We start from the raw sequence: 24,342 nt of genomic DNA on the forward strand, positions 1-24,342 counted from the left end.
GCGATCGTGGTGTGTCGTGTCAGACGAGTTCGATGCGTGCCATCTCGGCGTTGTCACCGTGACGCGTGCCGAGCTTGAGGATGCGCGTGTACCCGCCGTTGCGCTCCATGTACCGCGGAGCGATGTCGTGGACGAGCTTGTAGGTCATCTCGCGATCACCGAGCTGGCTCTGGATCTGGCGGATGCGGTGGACCTGCATCGGGCCTTCCTCCTGAGCCTTCTTGGCCTTGGTGATCAGCTTCTCCACGATCGGGCGGAGGTGCTTGGCCTTGGCCTCGGAGGTCGAGATGCCTTCGGCGGCGAACAGCGAGGCCGAGAGGTTGGCCATCATCAGCTTCTGGTGCGACGACGAGGAGCCGAAGCGGCGTGAGCGGCGGGGTGTGGGCATGAGATGTTTCCTTCTTGTCCGTGCAGGCGTGTCAGCCGCGCAGCGTCAGGCCGCGCTCGTCGAGCTTGGCCTTCACTTCGTCGAGGCTCTTCTGGCCGAAGTTGGTGATGTTGAGCAGGTCGTCCTCGGTCTTGGTGAGCAGTTCGCCCACCGTGTTGACCTGGGCCCGCTTGAGGCAGTTGTTCGGACGCTCCGAGAGGTCGAGATCCTCGATCGGGAGATCGAGGTCAGGCGAGCTCACGGCCACGTCGACGATCTCGCCGAGTTCGAGGCCCTGGGGCTCGTCGGACATCGTGGCGACGAGTTCGCTCAACGCCTGCAGCGTCGCGCCGGCGGAAGCCAGTGCCTCGGCCGGGGTGATCGACCCGTCGGTCTCGACTTCGATCACGAGGCGGTCGTAGTTCGTGGCCTGCTCGACACGGGTCGGCTCGACGTCGAACGACACCCGACGGATCGGGCTGAAGATCGCGTCGATCGGGATCATGCCGATCGTGCGGTTGTCGTCCTCGCGCTTGCTCGACAGGTAGCCCCGACCCTGCTCGACGGTGAGGTCGATGGCCAGGCGGCCCTTGGCGTTGAGCGTGGCGATGTGGAGTTCGCCGTTGAGCACTTCCACGTCGGACGGGCACTCGATGTCGGCGGCGGTCACGTCGGCGGCGCCGCGCACGTCGAGGCGCAGGGTGACGGGCTCGCTCGACACCGAGGTGACGACGATGTCCTTCAGGTTCAGGATGATGTCGGTGACGTCCTCGGTGACACCGGTGATGGTGTCGAACTCGTGGAGCGACTCGTCGAAGCGCACGGTCGTGATGGCCGCGCCGGGGATCGACGACAGGAGTGTGCGGCGAAGCGAGTTGCCGAGCGTGTGGCCGAAGCCGGGCTCGAGCGGGCCGACCGCGAACTTCTGGCGGTTGTCGGACTCCTCACCGAGAGCTTCGATGGTGGGGCGCTGCATGACGAGCATTTGGTGCCAGGACCTTTCCGGGGTGTTCGAGAAACAGATGTCGAGAGACGGGGTTCGAGTGCGCATCGGCGGGGAGCCGCCGACGAGAGCAACGCGGAGATCTACTTGGAGTAGAGCTCGACGATGAGCGATTCGCGCACCGGGATGTCGATGTGGTCGCGCTGCGGGAGGCTGCGGACGGTGACTTCCTTGCCGCCATCGCCCTGCTCGAGCCAACCCACGAGGGAGCGGTCGAGCGTGTCGATGTTGTGCTGGATCACGATCATCTTGGCGGCCTTGGGCGACAGCGAGACGACGTCGCCCTTGCGAACCGTGTAGCTCGGGATGTCGAGACGCTTGCCGTTGACACTGATCAGGCCGTGGTTGACGAACTGACGGGCCTGCGGCCGGGTCGATGCCCAGCCCGCGCGGTAGGCGACGTTGTCGAGGCGCTGCTCGAGCAACCGCAGCAGGTTCTCACCCGAGGGGCCGTCGAGGCGGACCGCTTCGTTGTAGGTCTTCTTGAACTGGCGTTCGAGCAGGCCGTAGATGTACTTCGCCTTCTGCTTCTCCTGCAGCTGGGCGAGGTATTCCGAGCCGGCGTTGCGGCGGCGGGTGCGACCGTGTGCACCCGGCGGGAAGGGGCGGCGCTCGAGCGCCTTGCGACCCTTCTCGTTCTCGAAGATGTTGGTGGCCAGGCGGCGCGAGATGCGCACCTTGGGTCCGGTGTAACGAGCCATGATTCTCTACTGCTTCCTAACTGCGCTCAGCCGCGGCGACGCTTGGGCGGGCGACAACCGTTGTGGGGCACGGGGGTGACGTCCTTGATCGAGATGACCTCGATGCCGGTGCTCTGGATGCTGCGCACGGCGGCATCGCGGCCGGAACCGGGACCCTTGACCTGCACTTCGGCGCGGCGCAAGCCGTGCTCCTGTGCGGCACGTGCTGCCTTCTCGGCGGCGAGCTGAGCGGCGAAGGGGGTGCTCTTGCGGCTGCCCTTGTAGCCGGCGACACCGGACGACGCCCAGGCGATGACGTTGCCCTGCGGGTCGGTGATCGAGACGATCGTGTTGTTGAACGAGGACTTGATGTGGATCACACCGGTCGTGACGTTCTTGCGGTCACGCTTGCGCGGCCGACGGGTTTGTGCTGGCTTCGCCATTACTTGCGAACCGCCTTCTTCTTGTTGGCCACGGTGCGCTTGGGGCCCTTGCGAGTACGAGCGTTGGTGTGCGTGCGCTGACCGCGGACCGGCAGGCCCTTGCGGTGCCGGACGCCCTGGAGGCAACCGATCTCGATCTTGCGCTTGATGTCGCCCTGAACGTTTCGACGCAGGTCACCTTCGATGGTGAGGTTGTCGTCGATGTAGGAACGGATCTTGTTGATCTCGTCCTCGGTCAGATTCGAGACCTTGGTGTTCGGGTCGAGCTCGAGCGACGTGCAGATTTTCTGCGAGGTCGTGAGCCCGATGCCGAAGATGTAGGTGAGCGAGATCTCCAACCGCTTTTCGCGGGGGATGTCGACACCGGCAATGCGTGCCATCAGTGTGTACCTGTAATCCTTTTCAGCCCTGGCGCTGCTTGTGACGGGGGTTCGTGCAGATCACCATGATGCGACGGTGACGACGGATCACCTTGCAGTTGTCGCACATCGGCTTGACGCTTGGTCGTACTTTCATGGGTTCTCTCTACTTGTACCGGTAGGTGATACGGCCTCGGGTGAGGTCGTACGGGGTCAGTTCCACTTGGACCTTGTCGCCAGGCAGGATGCGGATGTAGTGCATCCGCATCTTTCCGGAGATGTGCGCGAGCACCTGGTGTCCGTTGTCGAGTTCGACCTTGAACATGGCGTTCGGCAGCGACTCGAGGATCTTGCCCTCGAGGACGATCGCATCTTCCTTTGGCTTCGGCAGGGGACTGCTCCTTCACCCATCTGTGCTTCACACCATTTTGTCTTCGTGTTCCGCACCTGGTGAGGTACGGTTTCCATGTCGTCGACTTGGTGCTCAGCTGGATACGGCCGACGGCATGCGTGTTCTCGATCTGTCGCCAGACCGGCTGACCATGTTAACGGTGGGCTCCTCGGGTTCCACGCGCGAACGCACGAGAGCGCGCGTCACATGTGCGAGTGGACGGGCCCGGGTCCGCGCCCGTGGTCACCCCTCGACGGGTCTGACCAGGTCGCCGCGCAGCACCCCCATGATGCTGTCGATCGCCCGCCGCTGCCGGTCCGGTGCATCGGACGTGCCTTCGATCAGCCCCACGAGGATCACCCGGACGAACTCACGCACGGCGGGCACGTCCACGGGTCGGACCTCGCCCGTGGACACCCCGACCTCGACCAGGTCCAGGAAGAACCCTTCCCGGGCGGCGTCCTCCGCGGCCAGCCGTTCGGCCACCTCGGGGTACCTGCGGACGTCGGCGCGCACGACGCCGACGAACTTGGCGAGCGATGGGTCCTCGATGTTGATCTGCTGTGCGGCGTCGAGGACCGCGGACAACTTGCCGAGGAAGGTGCGCTCCGAGGCCTCGGCGCGCTGGAAGCGCTGGTAGATGCGGCGCTGCATGTCCTTGTGCACGCCCACGTAGAGGTCGAGCTTGGACTCGACGTAGTGGTACAGCGCCCCGGTGGTCACCCCGGCCGCTGCGGCGAGGTCCTTGTTGGTGGCGGCGCCGTACCCACGCTCACCGAAGAGCAACCGAGCTCCGTCCAGGATCGCCGTCCTGGTGGCCGCCGAGTCCGTGGCGGGTGGCCGACCTCGCCGTCGCGGCGCTGCTGTCTCCGAGGTCCCCACCGTCGAAGTATGACGGACGACACATCGGCAGTCTTCAGCGGAGCACGCCGCACCGTTCACGTCGGTGGGGGTGGTTCGCACCCGTGGGGATGATCGACGCACCAGGGGGTCCGCCCGGGCAGACGATGGCGATAGCGCGCGATCCACTCGTAGATGCGATCGAGCAGCCACGGTGTGCCCGGCATCCGCCACACCAGCAAGGGCACCCGACTCCCCCATGCAACCGCCAGGAACAGCCCGACGGCTCGAGGACCGGCGACGCGGACGTCGCCGCTCACCGTCCACGCCGCGCGATCGGTCTGTGACGGGCTCAGACCCGTCCGTTCCCGGACCCCCGGGGCCTGAGCCGCCACGATCTCCACCCGTCTGTGCCGATCGAGTCGGTCGAGCCAACTGGCCGACCTCGTGCAGAAGCCTCAATACCCGTCGAAGACGAGAGTGGCCGCCGACGGCACTCGCGCCGGGAGCGATCCGTACGAGGTCGGATCGTCACCGTGATCGGAGAGGCTCACCGCGTGGTCACCGCCGGCTCTGTTCGACGGCCTTCACCAGCCGGTCGAACACCGCCTCGGGCTGACCGACGCCGTTGACGACCGACAGTCGGTTCTGGTCGCCGTAGTGCTTGATGAGCGGGAAGGTCTGCTCCTCGTACAGATCGAGGCGACGGTTCACCGATTCGGGCGTGTCGTCGTCGCGCTGCATGACGTCGCCACCACACACGTCGCAGATCCACGGGCTGCGCTCGTTGCCTGACGCGGTGTAGTTGGTACCGCAGTCGCGACAGACCCGGCGGGCCGAGATCCGCTCCAGCACGATCTCGCGCGGGACGTTGAGGTCGAGCACCACGTCGATCGGCTTGCCGAGGTCGTCGCAGATCGCATCGAGTGCGACGGCTTGGTCGAGCGTGCGCGGGAATCCGTCGAGGATGTAGCCACGCGTGTCGGCGTCGGGCGCCGAGAGACGGTCACGAACGATGCCGATCATGATGTCGTCGGACACGAGGCCGCCGGCATCCATGACCTCCTTGGCCATCAGCCCGAGTTCGGTCTTCTCGCGCACGGCGGCGCGCAACATGTCTCCGGTGGAGATGTGCGGTACGACGAAGTGACGACTGAGGCGCACACACTGTGTGCCCTTGCCTGCACCTTGTCGCCCGAGGATGATGAGGCGGGCGCCCGGAATCATGAGGAGTCGACCAACTCGTGCGACCTACTTGAGGAAGCCTTCGTAGTTGCGCAGCGTGAGCTGACTGTCGATCTGGCGCATCAGTTCGAGTGCCACGCCGACCGAGATGAGCACGCTGGTGCCGGCGAAGCCGAACGAGTTCACGTTCGCGGCGATGAGCAGGAGGTACGGGAGGATCGCGATGATCGCCACGAAGACGGCACCCGGCAGCGTGATCCGGTTGACCGCCTTGCCGAGGTACTTCTCGGTCTGCGGACCGGGACGGATACCGGGGATGAAGCCACCCTGCTTGCGGAGTTGGTCGGCCTGGCGGATCGGGTCGAACGCGATCGAGTTGTAGAAGTAGGCGAAGGCGATGATCATCACCGCGAGGATCGACACGTAGATCAGGTTCTGCGGGTTGACGATGTAGTCGCTGATCCAGGTCTGGATCCTGCCCCGCCAACTGTCGGGGTCGGAGCCGCCGAGCACGTTCGAGAAGATCACCGGGAGCAGCAGGATCGAGCTGGCGAAGATGATCGGGATCACGCCGGCCTGGTTGACCTTCAACGGGATGTAGGTGTTCTGGCCACCCATCATCCGCCGTCCGACCACTCGCTTCGCGAACTGGACGGGGATCCTTCGTTGGCCGAGTTCGACGAACACGACGGCGATCACGATGCCGATGGTGAGGATCACCATCGCCACGAACCAGAACACCTTGTTCAACTGGAGGATGCCGAGGAAGCCGCCCGGCAGCGATGCCACGACGGAGGCGAAGATCACCATCGACATGCCGTTGCCGATGCCGCGCTGCGAGATCAGCTCACCCAGCCACATCAGGATCGCCGTGCCGGCGACGAGGGTGGGGATGATCAGATAGCCGCGTGGCCAGATGCCGCCGGTGAGCAACGGAACGTTGGTCGGCGGACCGGCCGTGAAGAACGCCTGGCCCTGACCCGTTCCGAAGATGAACACGAGGCCCGTGGCCTGCAACGTGGCGAGGCCGATGGTGACGTAGCGCGTGTACTGCGTGATCTTGCGCTGGCCGACGGCGCCTTCCTGCTGGAGTTCCTCCAGCTTGGGAATCACGACTCCGAGCACCTGCATGATGATCGACGCCGTGATGTACGGCATGATCCCGAGGGCGAAGATCGAGAACGATTCGAACGCACCACCGGAGAACAGGTTCAGGAAGCCGAGTGCTCCCTGTTCGTCGGCCGACGCACGCAGTTGCTCGATGGCGATCGGGTCGACGCCGGGAACGCGGATGGCCACACCCAGTCGGTAGACGGCGACCATGGCGACCACGAACAACAACTTGTTGCGTAGGTCGCTGATCTTGAAGACGTTCAACAGATTCGAGAGCACCGAGTACCGGGATCCTTGACTTGAGAGGCGAGAGGGGCGAGGCGCACACCGGCGCGCAGGCCAGCGGCGAGGATATCAGCGAGTCCACCGCGATCCCGAGCGGCGCGCCGCTGATGCACCGGACGTGACCACGAACGGCGGACGTCGCACGACGTGCTGCAACCGCTCGACGGAACGTCGACGTGAGCCGGACCCCGCCCCGGAGCGGGCCGATCCTCACGCCGGCCGGTGCACGGACACCGACGACGGCGATCGGGCCCGAAAACGACCGGTGGCCCGCACCGAAGTGCGAGCCATCGAGTCGATGCGTTCAGTTCACTGATTCGGGAACGATTTGTCCGAGTGCAAGGCGCCACGAGCCGAGTTGCCTCCCGGCAACGAGCAGCGATGTGGCAACGCAGCAATCGGGCGAATCGGCCCGAATCAGCGGTTCATGAATTGGTTGCCGGAGGAAGCCGGGCGACCGGCCTTGCCCTCTTCCTTGAACGGCAGGGTGATCATGGTGATCGAACCGCCGGCGGCCTCGATGGCCTCCTTGGCGGCTGCCGACGCACCGTGGGCGCTGACGTTCAGCTTCGTGGTGATCTCCCCGCGAGCGAGGATCTTCACGAACGCTCCCTTGCGCACGACGCCGTTGGCCACGAGCACGTCGGGGGTGATGTCCGACGAGCCGATCTTCTCGGCGAGGTCGCTGAGGGTGTGCAGGTTGACCGCCTGGTATTCGACGCGGAACGGGTTGTTGAACCCCTTCAGCTTCGGGAGACGACGCAACAGCGGCGTCTGGCCACCTTCGAACGAACGGTGCACCGTATTGCGGGCGCGCTGGCCCTTGCTGCCACGGCCGGCGGTCTTGCCGCCCTTGCCGCCGGTACCGCGACCGACGCGCTTGCGGCTCTTGGTGGAACCCGCTGCGGGCTTGAGGTCATGGACCTTCATGTTCAGCTCTCCTCTGCTTCGGCATCGGCGGCCTTCTCGTCGGCCACGGTCTCCACGATCGCCTCGACGGCGTCGCTGACGGACTCGCCGGACTCGTTGGCCTTGCTGCTGCCCTGCGGGCCGTCGATGTTCTCGCCGACCTCGATGAGGTGCGGGACGCGAGCGATCATGCCGCGGATCTCAGGACGATCGGGAAGGGTGTTGGTCTTGCCGATGCGGCCGAGCCCCAGGGCCCGCAGTGTTCCGCGGTGCTTGGGCTTGGTGCCGATCGACGAACGGACTTGGGTCACGGTGATCTCGGCCATCACTTGGCTCCGGTTTCTGCGGGGGCCTTGTCGGACTCGGCAGCGGCGTCGGTGGTTCCACCGTCGGTCGCCTTCTCGTCACGGGCACCCGGCTTCTTGTTCGACTCGTTGTACGCGTCGAGCAGACCCTTGGGGACGAACTCGTCCATGTGGAGCCCACGTCGTGCGGCCACGTCGTCCGGCCGCTGCAGTTGCTTCAGGCCGTCGACCGTGGCGCGTGCCACGTTGATGTGGTTGGCCGAGCCAAGGCTCTTGCACAACACGTCGTGGACGCCGGCCTCTTCGAGGATGATGCGCGCGGCGCCACCGGCGATGACGCCGGTACCGGCCGACGCCGGCTTGATCATCACGCGTCCACCACCGGTGCGGCCGAGGACTTCGTGGATGACGGTGCCACCGGCCATCGGCACGGTGAACAGGCTGCGCCGAGCTTCCTCGGTGCCCTTCTGGATGGCCAAGGGAACTTCCTTGGCCTTGCCGTAGCCGAGCCCGACGCGGCCGTTGCCGTCGCCGATCACGACGAGGGCGGTGAAGCTGAAGCGACGACCACCCTTGACGACCTTGGCGACACGGTTGATCGTGATCACCCTCGACTCGCGCAGACCGTCGGGATCGGGAGCGCGCTCGCGACCTCCGTCACGACCGCCGCGGCTGTCTCCTCGGTTGTTTCCTCCGAAACCCATCAGAACTCCAGTCCTGCGTCACGTGCAGCAGACGCCACGGCCGCGATGCGTCCGTGGTAGGCGAATCCACCGCGGTCGAACACCACGGTGTCGATCCCAGCGGCCTTGGCGCGCTCGGCGACGAGTTGTCCGATCTTCGTTGCGGCGTCGACCGATGCGGTCGATCCGGCGGCACGCATGTCGGCCTCGGTGGTCGACGCGGCGGCCAGGGTGACACCCCGGTCGTCGTCGATCACCTGGACGGACAGGTGCTTGTTGGACCGGAACACGGCCAACCGGGGCCGCGCTGCGGTCCCGTGGATCTTCTTGCGGACACGACGGTGACGTCGGATCCGCCCGGTGCGGCGCTTTGCTGCGACTTTCGACATGACTACTTCTTTCCTGCCTTGCCGGCCTTGCGGATGATGCGTTCGCCGGCGTAGCGGACGCCCTTGCCCTTGTACGGCTCGGGCTTGCGGAGGCTGCGGATGTTTGCCGCGACCTGACCGACGATCTCGTTGTCGATGCCGGTCACGACGACCGAGGTCTGTGCGGGGACTTCGAACACGATGCCCTCAGGGGCATTCACGTCGATGGTGTGGCTGTAGCCGAGGTTCATGCGGAGCTTGTTGGGGCCCTGCTGCTCGGCGCGGTAACCGACGCCGTGGATCTCGAGGGTCTTCCTGAAGCCCTCGGTCACGCCGATGACCATGTTGTTGACGAGGCTGCGCGTGAGGCCGTGCAGCGCCTTGGTCTTGTTCTCGTCGTTGGGACGCACCACCGTGAGGGTGTCGCCCTCCTGCTCGATGGTGATGCCGACGTTGCCGGGGATCACGCGCTCGAGCGAGCCCTTGGGGCCCTTGACCGAGATGTGGCCAGGTGTGAGCTTGATCTCCACGCCGGCCGGGACCGTGATGGGTGCTTTTCCGATTCGGGACATTCGTTCCTACTCTCTACGAATCCTGCTCGTCACCAGACGTAGCAGAGGACCTCGCCGCCCACTTTGCGCTTGCGCGCTTCGCGGTCGGTCATCAGGCCGTTCGAGGTGGACAGGACGGCGACGCCGAGCCCACCGAGAACACGGGGGATCGAGCCGGCCTGGCGGTACACCCGCAGGCCCGGCGTCGAGATGCGGCGGATTCCGCTGATCGTGCGATCACGATCCTCGGAGTACTTCATCTGGATGGTCAGCACCTCGCCGGGTCCCTTGTCGGACGCAGCGGTGTCGAAGCTCGCGATGTAGCCCTCGGCCTGGAGGACCTTGGCGAGTGCCACCTTCTGCTTCGAGGAGGGCATCCGCACCTCGTCGTGCATGGCGGTGTTGGCGTTGCGGACACGTGTGAGCATGTCGGCGATGGGGTCGGTCAGCATGATTCTTCGATTCCTTTCCGGCTCACCAAGAGCTCTTCGTCAGACCGGGGATCTCGCCGGCGTGAGCGAGGTCACGCAGACAGATCCGGCACAGACCGAACTTGCGGTAGACGGAACGGGGACGGCCGCAGCGTCGGCAGCGCGTGTAGGCGCGAACCTTGAACTTCGGCTTCTTGTTGGCCTTGTTGATGAGTGCTTTCTTTGCCATGTCAGTCTCTTCTCAGGCCGTTCACTTGCTCTTCTTGCCGTACTGGGGACGCTTGCTGCGCTTCTTGCGAGGTGCGTTCGCCGCGTCCTCGCCCTTCTTGAAGGGGAAGCCGAAGGCGTCGAGCAGCGCGTAGCCGCCTGCGTTGTCGGTCGCCGTGGTGACGATGGTGATGTCCATGCCACGGGGGTGGTCGATCTTGTCCGGGTTGATCTCGGCGAACATCGACTGCTCGTTGAGGCCGAACGTGTAGTTGCCCTGACCGTCCCAGCTGTGTGCCGGGAGCCCGCGGAAGTCGCGGATACGAGGGATCGCCACGGCGATCAGGCGGTCGAGGAACTCCCACATCCGGTCGCCGCGCAGCGTGACCTTGGCGCCGATGGCCTGGCCCTCACGCAGCTTGAAGTTGGCGATCGACTTCGATGCCTTGGTGACGATCGGCTTCTGACCGGTGATCACCGTGAGATCGTCGAGCGCCGCATCCATGAGCGACGGTTGCGCAGCAGCGCGACCCATGCCCATGTTGATGACGATCTTCTCGAGCTTCGGGATCTGCATGACGTTCCCGATCCCGAGTTCGTCCTTCAGCTTCGCCGAGATCTCGTCGTTGTACCTGAGCTTCAGGCGGGGGATGTCCAGCGTGTCGGCCATCAGATTTCCTCTCCGCTCGGACGGGCGATGCGCACCTTGGTGCCGTCGTCCTTGAGCTTGTAGCCAAGACGGACCTTCTTGCCCTTGTGCACCAACATCACGTTGCTGGCATCGAAGGGCATGTCCTTGTCGATGATGCCGCCCTGCTCGTTGGCACGGCTCGGCTTGGAGTGCTTGGACGCGGTGTTCACGCCGCTGACGACGATCTTGCCCGTCTTGGGGTAGACGTGCTCGATCTCGCCCTGCGTGCCCTTGTCCTTGCCGGTGATGACCTCGACGGTGTCACCCTTGCGGAGCTTCATCGGAACCCTCTTGTTCGTGACCTCTCGACGGGCGGGCATCACAGCACCTCCGGTGCGAGAGAGACGATGCGCATGAACTTGCGGTCACGCAGTTCGCGGCCGACGGGACCGAAGATGCGAGTGCCGCGAGGTGTCATGTCGTCCTTGATCAGGACGGCCGCGTTCTCGTCGAAGCGGATGTAGCTGCCGTCGGGACGACGCTTCTCCTTCTTCGTGCGCACGACGACGCACTTGACGACCTCGCCCTTCTTGACGCCGGCGCCCGGCATGGCATCCTTGACCGTCGCGACGAAGACGTCACCGATCGAGGCGTACCGGCGGCGCGTGCCACCGAGCACCTTGATGCAGAGCACTTCCTTGGCTCCGCTGTTGTCTGCGACCCGCAGACGGGATTCTTGTTGGATCATCGTCGGTCCTTACTTGGCCCGCTCGAGCACATCGGTGATGCGCCAGCGCTTGGTCTTCGACATCGGGCGGGTCTCCATGACCCGCACCTTGTCGCCGATGTTCACGTCGTTGTTCTCGTCGTGGGCGTGCAACTTGGTGGTGCGCAGCACCATCTTGTTGTACCGCGGGTGCGGTGCACGTGAGACGACGGCGATGACGGCGGTCTTGTCCATCTTGTTGGACACGACGGTGCCTTCACGCACCTTGCGTGCAGCGCGGTCGGTGCCGGCCTCGGGGGTGGTTTCTTCGCTCATGCTCACTGTCCTGCCTCGGCCGCAGCAATTTCCTTGCTGCGCATGAGGGTGTTGATCCGGGCGATCTGCTTGCGCACCTTGCCGATTTCGGCGGTGTTCTCGAGCTGACCGGTTGCGTTGCGGAAGCGCAGGTTCAGCGCTTCCTGCTTGGTGGCCTTCAACTCGTCGGCGAGTTCGCCCAACGACAGTTCGGCCAGGTCGTTCAACTTCGCAGCCATTACACGATCTCCTCTCGGGTGATGATGCGGCACTTGATCGGGAGCTTCTGGATCGCCTTGTTCAGTGCGACCTTCGCAGTGGCCTCATCCGGGAACGACAGCTCGAAGAGCGTGCGACCGGGCTTGACGACGGCGACCCAGAACTCGGGGTTGCCCTTGCCGGAACCCATGCGGGTCTCGGCCGGCTTCTTCGTGACCGGCTTGTCCGGGAACACGTTGATCCAGACCTTGCCACCACGCTTGATGGCGCGGGTCATGGCGATACGGGCCGCCTCGATCTGGCGGGCGGTCAGCCAGCCGGGCTCCACGGCCTGGATGCCGTACTCGCCGAAGCTGAGTCCGGAACCACCCTTGGTGAGTCCGCGTGTGCGGCCACGATGGTGCTTGCGGTGTGCGACCTTACGGGGCATCAACATCGGTCAGCCCTCCCCTTCGCTCGTCGTTGCGGTGTCGTCGCCGGTGGTTGCCTCGCCTGCGACGGCGGCTTCCTCACTGAGCAACTTCTCCAACTCGGGATCGGCTTCGAGCACCAGCGGCTGGGTCTCGGTGGGAGGCGCCTCGGTCGGCGCACCCGGACGGCCCGACGACACGACTCTGCGAGGTGCGCCTGCTGCGGCCTGACCCGAGGTCTCGCCGACGGCCATGGCCGCTTCGCGCTGGATCTTGTCGTCGTTGGCCTTCTTGTACGGGGTGATGTCACCCTTGTACAACCAGACCTTCACGCCGACACGGCCGGCGGTGGTCTTGGCTTCGCGCATGCCGTAGTCGATGTCGGCACGCAGGGTGTGCAACGGGACCCGGCCTTCGCGGTACCACTCGGTGCGGCTCATCTCGGCGCCACCGAGGCGGCCCGAGCACTGCACCTTGATGCCGAGTGCACCGGCTCGCTGTGCGTTCTGCACGGCACGCTTCATGGCCCGACGGAAGGCGATGCGGTTGATCAACTGATCCGCCACACCCTGGGCGATCAGAGCGGCGTCGAGTTCGGGCGCCTTGATCTCCACGATGTTGAGCTGGATCTTCTGATTGCCGGTGATGTCGGTGATCATCTTGCGCAGTTCGTCCGCCTGGGCGCCACGACGACCGATCACGATGCCCGGGCGGGCGGTGTGGACGTCGACGCGGAGCTTGTCGCGGGTGCGCTCGATCTCGATGCGGCTGATGGCGGCGGACTCGAGCAGTTCCATGATCTGGTCACGGATCTTCCAGTCCTCGGTGAGGTACTGCTTGTAGTCGCGCTCGCTGAACCAGCGCGACTTCCACTCGGTGGTGATTCCCAGACGGAACCCGTACGGATTGATCTTCTGTCCCATTACTTCTCCTCCGCCTCGTCAGCGGCGACGTCGTCGGTTGTCTCGGATGACTCGTCGTCAGCCGCTTCCTTGTCGGCACCGGGCTTCGAGAAGCCTGCTGCTTCGGCGGATTCGACGGTGTCGAACCACACTTCGGCCTTGGTGGCCGCGTAGTACCGCGAGTCGGGCTCGTGGTAGAGCATCGACTGTGCGTTGCCCTTGATCGGGTAGCCCTCGGGCATCTCGGCGACGTCGTCGAGCGGAGCGTGTGAACCTTCACCGTGCGGCGACTGGTCCGTGGCGTTGGCCTCGCCGTCGGTGTCGGCGTCGCCCGCTGCGTACTCGGCCGCCGCATCGGCATCGTCGGCATCGCTGTCGTGGGCGTCCTGGACGTCGTCCACGGTCGGCTGCTCCTCGGCAGCTTCCCGGCGGCTGCGAGCCACACGATCACGGCGGCTCGTGGTGGTCGGGCGGCCGCTGGAGGCAGCGCCACCCTGGCGGTCGCGACGGGCCTGGACGATCTCGACGCGGTCGTCGGTCATGCGAGCGACGATCACGGTGATGTGGCAGGTGCGCTTGTTGATCCGGGTCGCACGGCCACGGGCACGGGGGCGGAAACGACGCAGCGTCGGACCCTCGTCGGCGAAACAGGCGATGACGAAGAGCTCGCCGGCGTCCTGATCGTCGTTGTTCGTGGCGTTGGCGACCGCCGAGGCGAGCACCTTGCGCACGTCGTGGGCGATGTGGCGGTCGGTGAACTGCAGGACCTCGTCGGCGGAGACGACGTCGAGGCCACGGATCAGGTCGAGCACCGCACGGGCCTTGGACGCCGACGAACGGACGTACTTGGCCTGGGCCTTGGTGCCGGAACGCTCACCGGCGACGAACGACTTCTCGTTCAGCTTCGGGCCGGTCATCGCTTCGCTCCCCGCTCCATGCCGGCGTGGAACTTGAAGGTGCGGCTCGGGCTGAACTCGCCGAGCTTGTGACCGACCATCGACTCGGTGACGTACACCGGAACGTGCTTGCGGCCGTCGTGCACGGCGAGCGTGTGACCGACCATGTCGGGGATGATGGTGCTGCGACGGGACCAGGTCTTGATGACCTTGCGCTCGCCGGCGGCGTTCTGGGCGTCGATCTTCTTGAGCAGATGCTCGTCGACGAAGGCGCCCTTCTTGAGGCTGCGTGCCATGAGTGTTTTCCTTTACCTTCCGGGCGGCCGACTAGCGACGCCCACCCTTGCCGGTACGACGACGACGGATGATGAGCTTCTGGGAGCCCTTCTTCTTGTTGCGAGTGCGACTCTCGGGCTTGCCCCACGGGGACACGGCCGGACGGCCACCCGAGGTCCGGCCTTCGCCACCACCGAGGGGGTGGTCCACCGGGTTCATCGCGACACCACGGGTCTGCGGGCGCTTGCCCTTCCAGCGGTTGCGGCCCGCCTTGCCGATCTTCACGAGCTCGTGCTCGGAGTTGCCGACCTCGCCGACCGTTGCACGGCAGTCGATCAGCACGCGGCGCATCTCGGTCGAGGGCATCCGCAGCGTGGCGTAGTCGCCCTCCTTCGCGATCAGGCGGACCGACATCCCGGCCGAACGGCCGATCTTGCCACCGCCGCCGGGGCGGAGTTCGACGTTGTGCACCGTGGTGCCGACTGGGATGTAGCGCAGCGGCATCGCGCAGCCGGGCTTGATGTCGGAGCCCTGGCCCGACGTGATGCGGTCGCCCACGTTGAGGTTCTTCGGAGCGAGGATGTACGCCTTCTCACCGTCGAGGTAGTGGAGCAGCGCGATGCGACACGTGCGGTTCGGGTCGTACTCGATGGCCGCGACCTTGGCGACGATGTTGTCCTTCGTGCGCTTGAAGTCGATGATGCGGTACTGCTGCTTGTGGCCACCACCGCGGTGACGGCTGGTCTTGCGACCGTGGGCGTTGCGACCGCCGGTCTTCGACTTCTTGGCCAGCAGCGACTTCTCCGGCGTGGTCTTGGTGACCTCGCTGAAGTCGTGGCTGGTCTGGAAGCGACGGCCGGGGCTGGTGGGCTTGCGTGAACGAATGGCCATGGTCAGTCCTCCTGGCTCAGTTCTCGAACAGCGGGATTTCGCCCGCTGCCAGGGTGACGATGGCGCGCTTCGTGGCCGGCTTGGAGCCGACACGGTTCGTGCCGCGGGTGCGCTTCTTCTTGCCAGGCTTGTTCAGCGTGTTGACCTTGGAGACTTCGACGCCCCAGATCGACTCCACCGCGTCACGGATCTCGGGCTTGCTCGCCGAGGTGTGCACCTGGAACGTGTAGACACCGGACTCGATGAGCGCGTAGCTCTTCTCCGAGACGATCGGCGCGATGATGATGTCGCGAGGGTCTTTCACTGGTCTTCCTCACTCTTCTGGCTGCCCGGCTTGGAGAACCCGGCGGCCTCGGCGGCCTCTTCGGTGGCGAACCACACTTCGGCGATGGTCTGCTTGTAGAAGCGGCTCCCCGGAACGTGGAACAGCATCGAGTCGGCGTTGCCCTTGATCGGGAAGCCTTCCGGCTCGCTGCCGTCGTCGTTCGCAGCGTGGCTGCCCTTGCCGTGCGGACCCTCGTGGTCCGCTGCGGCGGACGCCGTGTCGGCTTCGGCTCGGTTGGCCGGCGCAGGTGCGCCGCTCGCGTCACCCAGGGCGGTCCCCGTGGGCAGCGACGACTTGGTGAACACCACCCAGTCGCTGCAGAGGATGTCGTACGCGTTGAGGTCTCCCGACCCGATCACCTGCACGCGAGGCAGGTTGCGGAAGCTCAGCCGGGCGTTCGTGTCGTCCTGGCTCAGCACGACGAGCACGTTGCCGCCGACATCGAGGGACTCGAGTGCCTGCTTGGCCGACTTGGTCTTGGGCGTGTCGAAGTTCCAGGAGTCGACGACGACGACCTTTCCTTCGGCCGCACGATCCGACAGCGCCGAGCGGGTGGCCAGCTTGACCATCTTCTTCGGGGTCTTCTGGTCGTACTTGCGGGGCTTGGGGCCGAGAGCGACGCCACCACCGGTGAAGTGCGGCGCACGGATCGAGCCCTGACGGGCGTTGCCGGTGCCCTTCTGGGCCCACGGCTTCTTGCCGCCACCGCGGACTTCGGCGCGGGTCTTGGTGCTCTGCGTGCCCGACCGGCGGGCGGCGAGTTGCGCCGTGACCACCTGGTGCATGACGGGGACGTTGGGCTCGAGGCCGAAGACGTCGGCGTCGAGTTCGATCGTGCCGGCGTCCTTGCCGGCAGCGTCCTTCAGTGTCAACTGTGAGAGTTTCTGGGCCATTGTCAGGCTCCCTTCCCTGCGAGCTTGACGGCGTTGCGCACGGTGACGACTCCGCCGGCGGGGCCGGGAACGGCGCCCTTGATGAGGAGGATGTTGCGCTCCGGGTCCGAGGCGACGACGGTCAGGTTCTGCGTGGTGACCTGCTCGTGGCCCATGTGACCGGCCATCTTCATGCCCTTGAACACCCGAGCCGGGAAAGCGCACTGTCCGATGGCGCCTGGCTTGCGGTGGTTCTTGTGGGCACCGTGGGATGCGGGAGCGCCCTTGAAGTTGTGACGCTTCATGACACCGGCGAAGCCCTTGCCTCGGCTGGTGCCCGTGACGTCGACACGCGAGCCGGACTCGATCGAGTCGACACCGATCTCCTGGCCGACCTCGAGGCCGTCGACCGAGTCGAGGCGCAGTTCGACGAGGCGCTTGCCGGGGGCGACGCCCGCCTTGGCGAAGTGACCGGCCTCGGGCTGGTTCAGCTTCTTGGCCTCTTTGCTGCCGTAGGTGACCTGGATGGCGGTGTAGCCGTCCTTCTCGGTCGTCTTGATCTGAACGATGCGCATCGGTTCGACCTTGACGACGGTGACGGGGACGACCTTGTCGTCGACCCACGTCTGTGTCATGCCGACCTTCTCGCCGACGATCGCTTGTTGTGCCATGAGGCGTGCTCTCTTCTTCGATCTCGTTGTCCAAACGACCGGGGTGCCGGGCGTTCTCCACGTAAAAGCTCCGCAGCACGAAAGATGACGACGTGCATACGGAGCTTGAAGACTCTGTTGTGCCGGCTGGTTCCAGTCCCGATCGATGCGGGCGGCCTGGTCGGACGTCAATTGCGGTATGTCACCGGCGCGGGATTCCTCTCCGAGACGGCCATGCAATGCTAGGGAGCGCGATCGACCCTTCCAACACGCGTCCGACGCAGGTTCCGCGGCGTCACCGGTGACTCGCGCCACACGACCGCCGTGCTGCGTCTCGATCTCACCGATCGGGTCCGACCCACCTCCCTCGTGAGTGCCGGGCGCCGGTCACGCCGGCCGGGCACGGTCGACCCCGCTGCGGGTCAGCTGGAGGAGGAGATGAGTTGATCGACGGGAGCGAAATCGTCGGTGAGGATCGTGGCGCCGTCGAGATACGCCTCCAGGTCCGCACCGGCGAGCAGGTCGCCGACTCCGTCCTCGGCCCGGCCGCTCGGCTCGACGTCGGCCGACAGTCGGGCTGACAGTGACTCCAGATCCAACGGTGACTGGCTCGCGACCACGACCGAGTTGCCGTTGCGACCCTCGACGATCCCCGGCCCTCGCACGAGCGCCACGTACGGGAAGACCTCGGCGATGGTGGCGGTCTCGGCGCGCAGGAAGTCCTGGCCCGATCCGTCGATGATGTTGGCGACGTAGATCCCGCCGGGACGCACGACCCGGTCCACGTCGGACAGGAACTCCTCGGTGGCCAGGTGGAACGGCACGGCACGACTGCCGAAGGCGTCGCCCACCACCACGTCGGCCGAATCGGACTCGATCTCGCCCAGGCTGAGCCGACCGTCGCCGACGACGATCTCCACCTCGTCCGCCGAGCCCGGCTCGCCGCGATCGAAGTCGATCTCGTTCTCCACCACCTCGACCAGGTCTCCGTCGATCTCCAGGATCGTCTGATCGCTCCCCGGCCTGGTCGCACGCACGTAGCGGGGCACGGTGAACGCTCCCCCGCCCAGGTAGACCACGTCGATCGGTGCCGCTGCCTCCCCGGCGGTCACGTCGGTCCCGTCGCCACCCGCCGCCACCTCGATCGCATCGACGACGCGGCGGATGTACCAGAACTCGAGCACCGTCGGGTCGTCGAGGTCGACGTAGCTGTGCCGCAGGTCGTCGAGCAGCAGCGTCCGGCCGGAGGGCGATGCCGGATCCTCGATCACCGACAGGCAGTAGTAGGTGGTCTGGGTCTCGCACGGCGACCCACTCACGAGCGCACCGACGAGCGACACCGCAGCGAGTCCGCCGAGGCCGAGCATCTCGCCGCTCGCGGCGACCCGGCCGGCGAGCCAGAGTGCGAACCCGCTCGCGACGAGGAGGACCCCGACCACCACGATCAGCGTGGTCACGGCGGCCGCGGCGACCAGCACGAAACCCGTGAAGAAGGTTCCGAACAGTGCCCCGCCGGTGCCCCACGCCGAGAGTCGCCCGACCGTCGAGCCGGTCGAGGCGAGGTCGCGCAACTGCAACTTGATGACCGCCGGGGGGACGGCACTGAGGACCGTCGCCGACGGGAGGAACCCGAAGGCGGTGAGGACGAGGATGCGAAAGCCGCCACCGGCGCCCCCACCCTCGCCGAGCACCCGGACGATCGGGATGGTGGCGATGGCGAGCGCGCCGCCGAGGACGAGCATGATCGGGAGGAGGCGACGCGGGTCGACGTGGTCCGCGGCCACGCCACCCGCCCAGGCCCCCACCGCGATGCCGGCGAGGATCGTCCCGATGATGCCCGTGAACGTCTCGAGGCTCACCCCGACGTACGGCGCGAGGAGTCGCCCCGCCAGGATCTCCAGCACCAGGACGGCGGCCGAGGTCCCGAAGACGAGGGCGATGGCGAGCCATCCGGCCAGTGGACGGGGGCCCGCTGGCGCATCGATGACGGTGGTCTCGTTCTCACTCGGCACGCCGAGCAGCGTACGGCGGGGGCAGATCAGAGACGAGGACGCGCGAGCCGTGGCCGGGCACACGACGACCGGGCCCGCGCCCGTCCGCCATCGTCAGCCGGCGTCGACGACCGTGAGTCGGGTGGCAGCGATGCGAGAACGCCGTTGATCGAAGCGTCGGATCAGCATCTCGATGCCGGCGGACGTTGAGAGGTCGAGGTCCTCCATCGACGCACGCACCCGTTCGATCGCACGCTCGGCGGCGTCCAGGTCGCCCAGTGCCAGTTGCACGCCGATCGCCACACCGTGTGCCCGATCGGTGTGTGCGTCGAGGTCGAGCACCCGCTCCGCGATCTTCAGCGCCCCCGGGAGGTCGCCGTGCGCCATCGTCCGCTCCGCTGCCGCGCATCCGGCATCGAGGACATCACGACGGAGTCGTTCGATCTCGGGGGCGACGGCGTCGAGGTCGCGCACGTCGCCGAATGCGTCGGGTCCCCACCGTTGGAGGGCAGCGACCCGACTCAGGATCGCCGAGGCCGCGTCACCGGCGGCATCGGCCACGTCGGCGTCGGCGAGGCATGCCTGGACCGACCAGAGATCGACCTCCAGTGCGTCGCTGCGGCGCAGGCGGATTCGTTCACCCTGCTGGATGAGGTGGTAGTCGGCCTCGCCCGACACGCGGTTCGGCTCGAGAGCCTGGCGCACGTGGCGCAGCGTCGCTCGGAAGTTGCTCCTGGCCTTGGTCGGGTCGCTCGGCCACATCACGTCGGCCAGGGTTTCGCGTGACCAGTCGGTGCGCAGGGCGAGCAAGGTGATCATCTGGCGGACCCGCGCCCTGCTCACGACGAGTTCGTCGCCACCGTGGGCGAGGCGGAAGCTCGTGCAGACGGTGACCGCGGCAGGGTGCTGCGGTGGCGCCGGCACCGCGGCGAGCAACGCGTCCACGCCCCAACGCAGGCCCGGCTCGCGTGAGCGCAGGGTGCGCAACGCGTCGTGCACACTCGCTCCCGCCACTTCGGAGAGGTACCGGGCCAGATCGACGCCACGGGGGTCCCCCGACCCGGCCAGTCTGGCGGCGAGTTCGATCGACCACGGGAGCGGAAGCCGGGTGAGGATCGCCTCGTTGGCCGGCAGCGGGGTCGACGGTGCAACCTCGCCGCTCCGCAGATCGAGCAGGGCCCGAGCGAGGTCACGCAGTTCGAGTTGCACCGGCCCGAGTCGGTCGTCGGTGTCGAGCCACGCCCGGCACCTCTCGGAGAGCACGTAGGCGTACGGGAGGTAGCGGCGGAGTTCACCGCGCAGGAGGGGCTCGTCGAACCCGATCTCATCGAGTCTCCGCTCGAACTGCTCGGCTGCGTACGCCTCGTCCGAGGTCAGGAGGTCCTGCGCTGCGAAGACGAGCGCCACGAACGTCTGCTCGCGGCTGCGCGCCCAGGCCAGTTCCTCGACACGTCCGGCGTCGGGCACGGCTCCGCAGTTGGCCTCGATCATGGACCTGACGAAGATGCCACGCACGGCGTCACGGACGTTGTCCAACCGCGGCGAGAGGTACTGAGGGTCGGCGAATACCGCAGTCGGGTCGCCGGCGTCCCATTTCGCCGCCGCCGACTGCGCGACCGCCAGCGGCTGGCCGAACCGTTCCAGCAGCTCGTCGAGGTACCGGATCGCGCTGTCGCAGTCGCCGGTGAGCAGCGCGAGCGTCGAACAGTGACCGAGCGCGAGTTCGTCCCGCTCCGGAAGTGTCTCGTACTCCGCGAGCGCCTGCGCGAAGTCTCCACGGAGCTCCGCTTCGACGACCCGGCCCCTGGCAGAGGTGCTGGCCATCCGCACTCCGCCTGCGTCGATGATGCGTTGGCTGCGTTCGAACACCTCGACCCACAGTGCTGCATCCTGGGTCAGCCAACTTCGCAGGCCCAGTTCGAGGACCGCCGTCGTGGCGCCCTCCAGATCCCCTGCTTCCTCGAAACCCACGGCCGCCTCGCGGATCGACCCCGTACTCGCGTCGAAGTCTCCGGCCAACCGGGCGCGGAAGCCGTCGACGAACGCCGCGGCAGGGCCGACGCGCGCCTCGACCGGCATCTCGGTCCACCACGCGTCCACCTGTTCGAGGCCGACTCGAAGGTCCATGTCGACGAAGACACCCATCATCTGCTGGAGCGCTTCGGCCCACAGACCGTGACGCAGTGCCGTGTCGACTGCCGCCTGATGGTCCCCCGCCTCGGCCAGCAGCTCGATGACCCTGCCCGCGAGGCGGGCGCGGTCGGCCGCGTTCGACACGAGGTCGACGGCCTCGTGCCACAGATCGTGTGCGGCGAGGGCTCCACCGTCGAGTCCGATCAGCAACGGAACGCGATCGAGGAGTTCGTCGACGACGACCTGGGGCGCGAACTCGGCGAGCAGTTCGGGCGTGACCTCGCCGGCGACGACGGCCAGGGCGATCACGAGGCGGTCGTCGGCGGTCAGCGCGTCGATCACCTCCTCGATCATGAACTCCAGCGACTTCTCGTCGCCGGCCACCACGCTGAGGCGCGTCACGGCCGGCCACCCCTGTGCCTGCTGGAGCCGTTCCACCGGAACGTCGTGGAAGTTCGCGAGACGCTCCAGTTCGTTGTCGTCGAAGGCGAGATCGGCCTGGTTGATCTCGACGAGGTCGTCGTTCGCCCGGAGTCGAGCGAGCCGCAGGTCGGGCCGCGTCCGCCCTGCGAGCAGGAGATGTCCGTTGAACGGCAGGTTCTCGACCAGGGCCGAGACGAACGCAGTGAGACCCTCGATCCGGTCACTCAGATGAAGGTCGTCGAGGCAGACGCACACGTCGTGCGGCGATGCCGCTGCGACTGCATCGCACACCTTCTGCGCGAGCAGGACGGGGTCGTCGGGCAACGCCGCCGACTCCGACGCACCGAGTGAGTCGATCAGCGTCGTTGCGATCTTGCGGAGCGCGTCGGTCGTCTCGCGGACGCCGACGTGGATGTCGTGGCCGGTCGGATCGCTGTCGTTGTCCCGGATCGCCTGGGCCAGTGCGATGGACTTGCCGTACCCACCGGGGGCGTACATGAGCACGACTCGTGTCGTCCAGCGCTGCGCGAGCACGTCGATGAGGCGGTCGCGCACGATCTCGTCCGCGAGTGGTCGCCCGAGTCCGCGTCGGACGGGATCGCCGTCGAGGTGCTGGGCCGCCACGTGCGAAGAATAGACGGCCGGAGGCGCACCGTGCGTGCCGACCGCGACCGACGGGATGTCGTCCGTCGCGTCGAGCGCAGTCGGCCGCGACCGCCGATCAGCCGGGACGGGCGGTGAGCGTGACGTCGAGTTCGACCGATCGGGAATCGCGCACGATCGCCACGGTCACCTGGTCGCCTGGCTGCTTGTCGCGGATCGCCGCGATGAGCGCGGACGACCCGTCCGTGGCCGCGCCGTCGATCGACACGATCAGATCGCCGGCGGCGACTCCCACCGTCTCGGCCGGAGTTCCCGCTTCGACGCTGGTGACGATCACGCCCTGGCCGCCGTCGCGACGATCTTCGAGGTCCACGCCCAGGAACGCCTCGGTGCGCGGAGCACCCTGGGATTGAGCGCGCAGGGTGTCGATGATCGGCAGCGCCTCCGCAGCCGAGATCGCGAAGCCGATGTTCGTGGCGGTGAACACCGCGGTGTCGCGAGCGACGGCGGTGTTGACACCGACGACCTCGCCCGCAGCGTTGACGAGTGGACCGCCGGAGTTGCCCGACGAGATCGCTGCGTCGGTCTGGATCAGCCCGTCGAGGAACACGTCGCCCTCACCGACGCTGCGGTCGAGTGCCGAGACGATGCCGAGTGTGACCGACGGGTCGCCGTCGAGGCCGAGTGCGAAGCCGATCGCCATCACCTCGTCGCCCAGTCGGACACTGTCGGGGTCGGCGAAGGTGGCTGCCTCGAAGCCGTCTCCGGCGATGCGCAACAGAGCGAGGTCGTTTCCCCGATCCGCTGCGAGCACGGTGGCCTCCCGTGGCTCGGTCTCGCCCGCGAGACGCACGCGGACGGAGTCGGCACCCTCGATCACGTGTGCATTGGTCAGGATCTCACCGTCCTCGGTGATGATGATCCCGGTGCCGAGCGACACTCCGACCCCGACGTCGGCCGACACGGTCACCGTCGACGACGCGACGAACTCGGCGACCTGTGCGACATCGAGTCGATTCTCGAAACCGGGTCGCGGGTTGGCGACGTCGATCGGTTCCGACGAGGGTCGCATGGGCGGCCGGTCGAGCCAGTTCGCGATGCTGTCACCCGCCAACGCTCCGCCGAGGCCGCCCAGCCATGCAACGATCGCGACGGCGAGGAGCAGCGGGGCGAAGCGCCACCTCGAACGCCGGGTCGCCTGGGTGTGGGTCGTGTCCTCGTGCGGAGGTGTCGTGCCCCGCCCGGGCGGGATCGGTGGAAGCGACGGAGGAGGCGGAGGCGGTGCCAGCGGTGTCCGTGTCGTCGACGGTGGCGGCAGAGTTGCCATGACCAGTGTCTACCCGCGCGGTTCGGGGGTGCGGGGATCGTGGACCCGTGTTGCCTTCTCGTTCACAACTGCGCGTCGACCCTCGGGCGCGCAGCGAGCGGACCCGAAGGCCCGCCCGCTCACGAATTCGACTGCGTCCCGTGCGTGTCAGACACCCACGGACACGGTGTCAGCTCTGGATCTTGATCTCGATGTCGACCCCGGCCGGCAGTTCGATGCGCTGCAGGGAGTCGATGGTCTTGTTGTTCGGGTTCACGATGTCGATCAGGCGCTTGTGGACGCGCATCTCGAAGTGCTCGCGGCTGTCCTTGTCGACGTGCGGCCCACGGATGACCGTGTAGCGGTGCTTGTCGGTGGGCAGCGGGATCGGGCCGCGCACGGTGGCGTCGGTTCGGGTGACCGTTTCGACGATCTTCTTCGTCGACTGGTCGATGATCTCGTGATCGAACGCCTTGAGGCGGATGCGGATGCTCTGTGCCATGGTTGATGTCCTTCCTAGTGCGTCCGGGTCACTTGTTGATCTTGGTGACTCGGCCGGCACCCACGGTGCGGCCACCCTCACGGATCGCGAAACGCAGACCCTCGTCCATCGCGATCGGCTTGCCCAACTCCACCGTCATCTCGACGTTGTCACCCGGCATCACCATCTCGG

32 protein-coding genes and 3 pseudogenes are annotated in these 24,342 nt (G+C 66.6%); all 35 read right to left on the minus strand.

The genetic code is table 11. From position 1 onward, the window contains the following. Window positions 1–19: 19 nt before the first annotated feature. Entirely contained in the window at window positions 20–388 is a 369-nt protein-coding gene (gene rplQ, locus ABJK40_RS15930) for a 50S ribosomal protein L17 (protein WP_348478393.1), read from the minus strand. Window positions 389–419: 31 nt separating this feature from the next. Further along, on the minus strand, window positions 420–1,352 hold the full coding sequence (locus tag ABJK40_RS15935; protein WP_348478394.1) for a DNA-directed RNA polymerase subunit alpha: 933 nt from the start codon (window positions 1,350–1,352) through the stop codon (window positions 420–422). Window positions 1,353–1,453: 101 nt separating this feature from the next. Further along, window positions 1,454–2,071, minus strand: a complete 618-nt coding sequence (rpsD, locus tag ABJK40_RS15940) for a 30S ribosomal protein S4 (RefSeq protein ID WP_348478395.1) — start codon at window positions 2,069–2,071, stop codon at window positions 1,454–1,456. 26 nt (window positions 2,072–2,097) lie between these two features. Beyond that, window positions 2,098–2,493, minus strand: a complete 396-nt coding sequence (gene rpsK / locus ABJK40_RS15945; protein WP_348478396.1) for a 30S ribosomal protein S11 — start codon at window positions 2,491–2,493, stop codon at window positions 2,098–2,100. Further along, window positions 2,493–2,873, minus strand: a complete 381-nt coding sequence (gene rpsM, locus ABJK40_RS15950; RefSeq protein ID WP_348478397.1) for a 30S ribosomal protein S13 — start codon at window positions 2,871–2,873, stop codon at window positions 2,493–2,495. The genes rpsK and rpsM overlap by 1 nt, the downstream gene beginning before the upstream one ends. A 22-nt stretch (window positions 2,874–2,895) precedes the next feature. Continuing rightward, the gene (gene rpmJ / locus ABJK40_RS15955) at window positions 2,896–3,009 is read right to left on the minus strand and encodes a 50S ribosomal protein L36 (protein ID WP_015440432.1); all 114 of its coding nucleotides are present in this window, start codon (window positions 3,007–3,009) and stop codon (window positions 2,896–2,898) included. A gap of 9 nt (window positions 3,010–3,018) precedes the next feature. Then, complete coding sequence (gene infA / locus ABJK40_RS15960) at window positions 3,019–3,243, minus strand: translation initiation factor IF-1 (protein WP_348478428.1); 225 nt, start codon at window positions 3,241–3,243, stop codon at window positions 3,019–3,021. Between the two features lie 243 nt (window positions 3,244–3,486). Further along, the gene (locus ABJK40_RS15965; RefSeq protein ID WP_348478398.1) at window positions 3,487–4,125 is read right to left on the minus strand and encodes a TetR/AcrR family transcriptional regulator; all 639 of its coding nucleotides are present in this window, start codon (window positions 4,123–4,125) and stop codon (window positions 3,487–3,489) included. Between the two features lie 519 nt (window positions 4,126–4,644). Further along, window positions 4,645–5,310 carry an adenylate kinase gene (locus ABJK40_RS15970; RefSeq protein ID WP_348478400.1) on the minus strand — a complete coding sequence of 222 codons (666 nt, stop codon included), beginning with the start codon at window positions 5,308–5,310 and terminating at the stop codon, window positions 4,645–4,647. Window positions 5,311–5,334: 24 nt separating this feature from the next. Then, window positions 5,335–6,660 (minus strand): preprotein translocase subunit SecY, encoded by a 1,326-nt coding sequence (gene secY / locus ABJK40_RS15975; RefSeq protein WP_348478402.1) that lies wholly within the window; start codon window positions 6,658–6,660, stop codon window positions 5,335–5,337. Between the two features lie 423 nt (window positions 6,661–7,083). Then, window positions 7,084–7,596 (minus strand): 50S ribosomal protein L15, encoded by a 513-nt coding sequence (rplO, locus tag ABJK40_RS15980; RefSeq protein WP_348478404.1) that lies wholly within the window; start codon window positions 7,594–7,596, stop codon window positions 7,084–7,086. Window positions 7,597–7,721: 125 nt separating this feature from the next. Continuing rightward, window positions 7,722–7,901: pseudogene (gene rpmD, locus ABJK40_RS15985) on the minus strand (50S ribosomal protein L30); the annotation flags it as partial. Continuing rightward, window positions 7,901–8,584: a 30S ribosomal protein S5 gene (gene rpsE / locus ABJK40_RS15990; RefSeq protein ID WP_348478405.1), complete on the minus strand. Its 684-nt coding sequence runs from the start codon at window positions 8,582–8,584 to the stop codon at window positions 7,901–7,903. The pseudogene rpmD and the gene rpsE, both read right to left, overlap by 1 nt. Next, window positions 8,584–8,952, minus strand: a complete 369-nt coding sequence (rplR, locus tag ABJK40_RS15995; protein ID WP_348478407.1) for a 50S ribosomal protein L18 — start codon at window positions 8,950–8,952, stop codon at window positions 8,584–8,586. The genes rpsE and rplR overlap by 1 nt, the downstream gene beginning before the upstream one ends. A gap of 2 nt (window positions 8,953–8,954) precedes the next feature. Then, window positions 8,955–9,503 (minus strand): 50S ribosomal protein L6, encoded by a 549-nt coding sequence (gene rplF / locus ABJK40_RS16000; RefSeq protein WP_348478409.1) that lies wholly within the window; start codon window positions 9,501–9,503, stop codon window positions 8,955–8,957. A 29-nt stretch (window positions 9,504–9,532) separates the two neighbouring features. Beyond that, on the minus strand, window positions 9,533–9,937 hold the full coding sequence (rpsH, locus tag ABJK40_RS16005; RefSeq protein WP_348478429.1) for a 30S ribosomal protein S8: 405 nt from the start codon (window positions 9,935–9,937) through the stop codon (window positions 9,533–9,535). A 19-nt stretch (window positions 9,938–9,956) separates the two neighbouring features. Next, window positions 9,957–10,142 carry a type Z 30S ribosomal protein S14 gene (locus ABJK40_RS16010; protein ID WP_348415490.1) on the minus strand — a complete coding sequence of 62 codons (186 nt, stop codon included), beginning with the start codon at window positions 10,140–10,142 and terminating at the stop codon, window positions 9,957–9,959. Between the two features lie 21 nt (window positions 10,143–10,163). Beyond that, on the minus strand, window positions 10,164–10,790 hold the full coding sequence (gene rplE / locus ABJK40_RS16015) for a 50S ribosomal protein L5 (protein WP_348478410.1): 627 nt from the start codon (window positions 10,788–10,790) through the stop codon (window positions 10,164–10,166). Continuing rightward, on the minus strand, window positions 10,790–11,092 hold the full coding sequence (gene rplX / locus ABJK40_RS16020; protein WP_348478430.1) for a 50S ribosomal protein L24: 303 nt from the start codon (window positions 11,090–11,092) through the stop codon (window positions 10,790–10,792). Before rplX ends, rplE begins: the two co-directional genes overlap by 1 nt. A 38-nt stretch (window positions 11,093–11,130) precedes the next feature. Continuing rightward, complete coding sequence (rplN, locus tag ABJK40_RS16025; protein ID WP_040493564.1) at window positions 11,131–11,499, minus strand: 50S ribosomal protein L14; 369 nt, start codon at window positions 11,497–11,499, stop codon at window positions 11,131–11,133. A 9-nt stretch (window positions 11,500–11,508) separates the two neighbouring features. Beyond that, complete coding sequence (gene rpsQ / locus ABJK40_RS16030) at window positions 11,509–11,793, minus strand: 30S ribosomal protein S17 (protein ID WP_348478411.1); 285 nt, start codon at window positions 11,791–11,793, stop codon at window positions 11,509–11,511. A gap of 2 nt (window positions 11,794–11,795) precedes the next feature. After that, window positions 11,796–12,011 carry a 50S ribosomal protein L29 gene (gene rpmC / locus ABJK40_RS16035; RefSeq protein ID WP_348478412.1) on the minus strand — a complete coding sequence of 72 codons (216 nt, stop codon included), beginning with the start codon at window positions 12,009–12,011 and terminating at the stop codon, window positions 11,796–11,798. After that, complete coding sequence (rplP, locus tag ABJK40_RS16040; RefSeq protein WP_348478414.1) at window positions 12,011–12,427, minus strand: 50S ribosomal protein L16; 417 nt, start codon at window positions 12,425–12,427, stop codon at window positions 12,011–12,013. The genes rpmC and rplP overlap by 1 nt, the downstream gene beginning before the upstream one ends. A gap of 3 nt (window positions 12,428–12,430) precedes the next feature. After that, window positions 12,431–13,324: a 30S ribosomal protein S3 gene (gene rpsC / locus ABJK40_RS16045; RefSeq protein WP_348478415.1), complete on the minus strand. Its 894-nt coding sequence runs from the start codon at window positions 13,322–13,324 to the stop codon at window positions 12,431–12,433. 527 nt (window positions 13,325–13,851) lie between these two features. Further along, window positions 13,852–14,220: pseudogene (rplV, locus tag ABJK40_RS16050) on the minus strand (50S ribosomal protein L22); the annotation flags it as partial. Further along, window positions 14,217–14,495, minus strand: coding sequence for a 30S ribosomal protein S19 (gene rpsS, locus ABJK40_RS16055; protein ID WP_348478416.1), 279 nt, complete (start codon window positions 14,493–14,495; stop codon window positions 14,217–14,219). The gene rpsS and the pseudogene rplV, both read right to left, overlap by 4 nt. Before the next feature lie 31 nt (window positions 14,496–14,526). Further along, entirely contained in the window at window positions 14,527–15,366 is an 840-nt protein-coding gene (rplB, locus tag ABJK40_RS16060) for a 50S ribosomal protein L2 (protein ID WP_348478417.1), read from the minus strand. Between the two features lie 16 nt (window positions 15,367–15,382). Then, entirely contained in the window at window positions 15,383–15,670 is a 288-nt protein-coding gene (rplW, locus tag ABJK40_RS16065; RefSeq protein WP_348478419.1) for a 50S ribosomal protein L23, read from the minus strand. Then, the gene (gene rplD / locus ABJK40_RS16070; protein ID WP_348478420.1) at window positions 15,667–16,584 is read right to left on the minus strand and encodes a 50S ribosomal protein L4; all 918 of its coding nucleotides are present in this window, start codon (window positions 16,582–16,584) and stop codon (window positions 15,667–15,669) included. Before rplD ends, rplW begins: the two co-directional genes overlap by 4 nt. A gap of 2 nt (window positions 16,585–16,586) precedes the next feature. After that, on the minus strand, window positions 16,587–17,234 hold the full coding sequence (gene rplC / locus ABJK40_RS16075; RefSeq protein ID WP_348416499.1) for a 50S ribosomal protein L3: 648 nt from the start codon (window positions 17,232–17,234) through the stop codon (window positions 16,587–16,589). 401 nt (window positions 17,235–17,635) lie between these two features. After that, complete coding sequence (locus tag ABJK40_RS16080) at window positions 17,636–19,225, minus strand: fused MFS/spermidine synthase (protein ID WP_348478422.1); 1,590 nt, start codon at window positions 19,223–19,225, stop codon at window positions 17,636–17,638. Window positions 19,226–19,318: 93 nt separating this feature from the next. Continuing rightward, on the minus strand, window positions 19,319–22,384 hold the full coding sequence (locus ABJK40_RS16085) for a BTAD domain-containing putative transcriptional regulator (RefSeq protein WP_348478423.1): 3,066 nt from the start codon (window positions 22,382–22,384) through the stop codon (window positions 19,319–19,321). A gap of 97 nt (window positions 22,385–22,481) precedes the next feature. Next, window positions 22,482–23,690, minus strand: coding sequence for a trypsin-like peptidase domain-containing protein (locus ABJK40_RS16090; protein WP_348478424.1), 1,209 nt, complete (start codon window positions 23,688–23,690; stop codon window positions 22,482–22,484). A gap of 169 nt (window positions 23,691–23,859) precedes the next feature. Beyond that, entirely contained in the window at window positions 23,860–24,171 is a 312-nt protein-coding gene (rpsJ, locus tag ABJK40_RS16095; protein ID WP_348478425.1) for a 30S ribosomal protein S10, read from the minus strand. 28 nt (window positions 24,172–24,199) lie between these two features. After that, window positions 24,200–24,342: pseudogene (tuf, locus tag ABJK40_RS16100) on the minus strand (elongation factor Tu); the annotation flags it as partial.

Source organism: Ilumatobacter sp. (genome assembly GCF_039969435.1).
GTDB lineage: Bacteria > Actinomycetota > Acidimicrobiia > Acidimicrobiales > Ilumatobacteraceae > Ilumatobacter_A.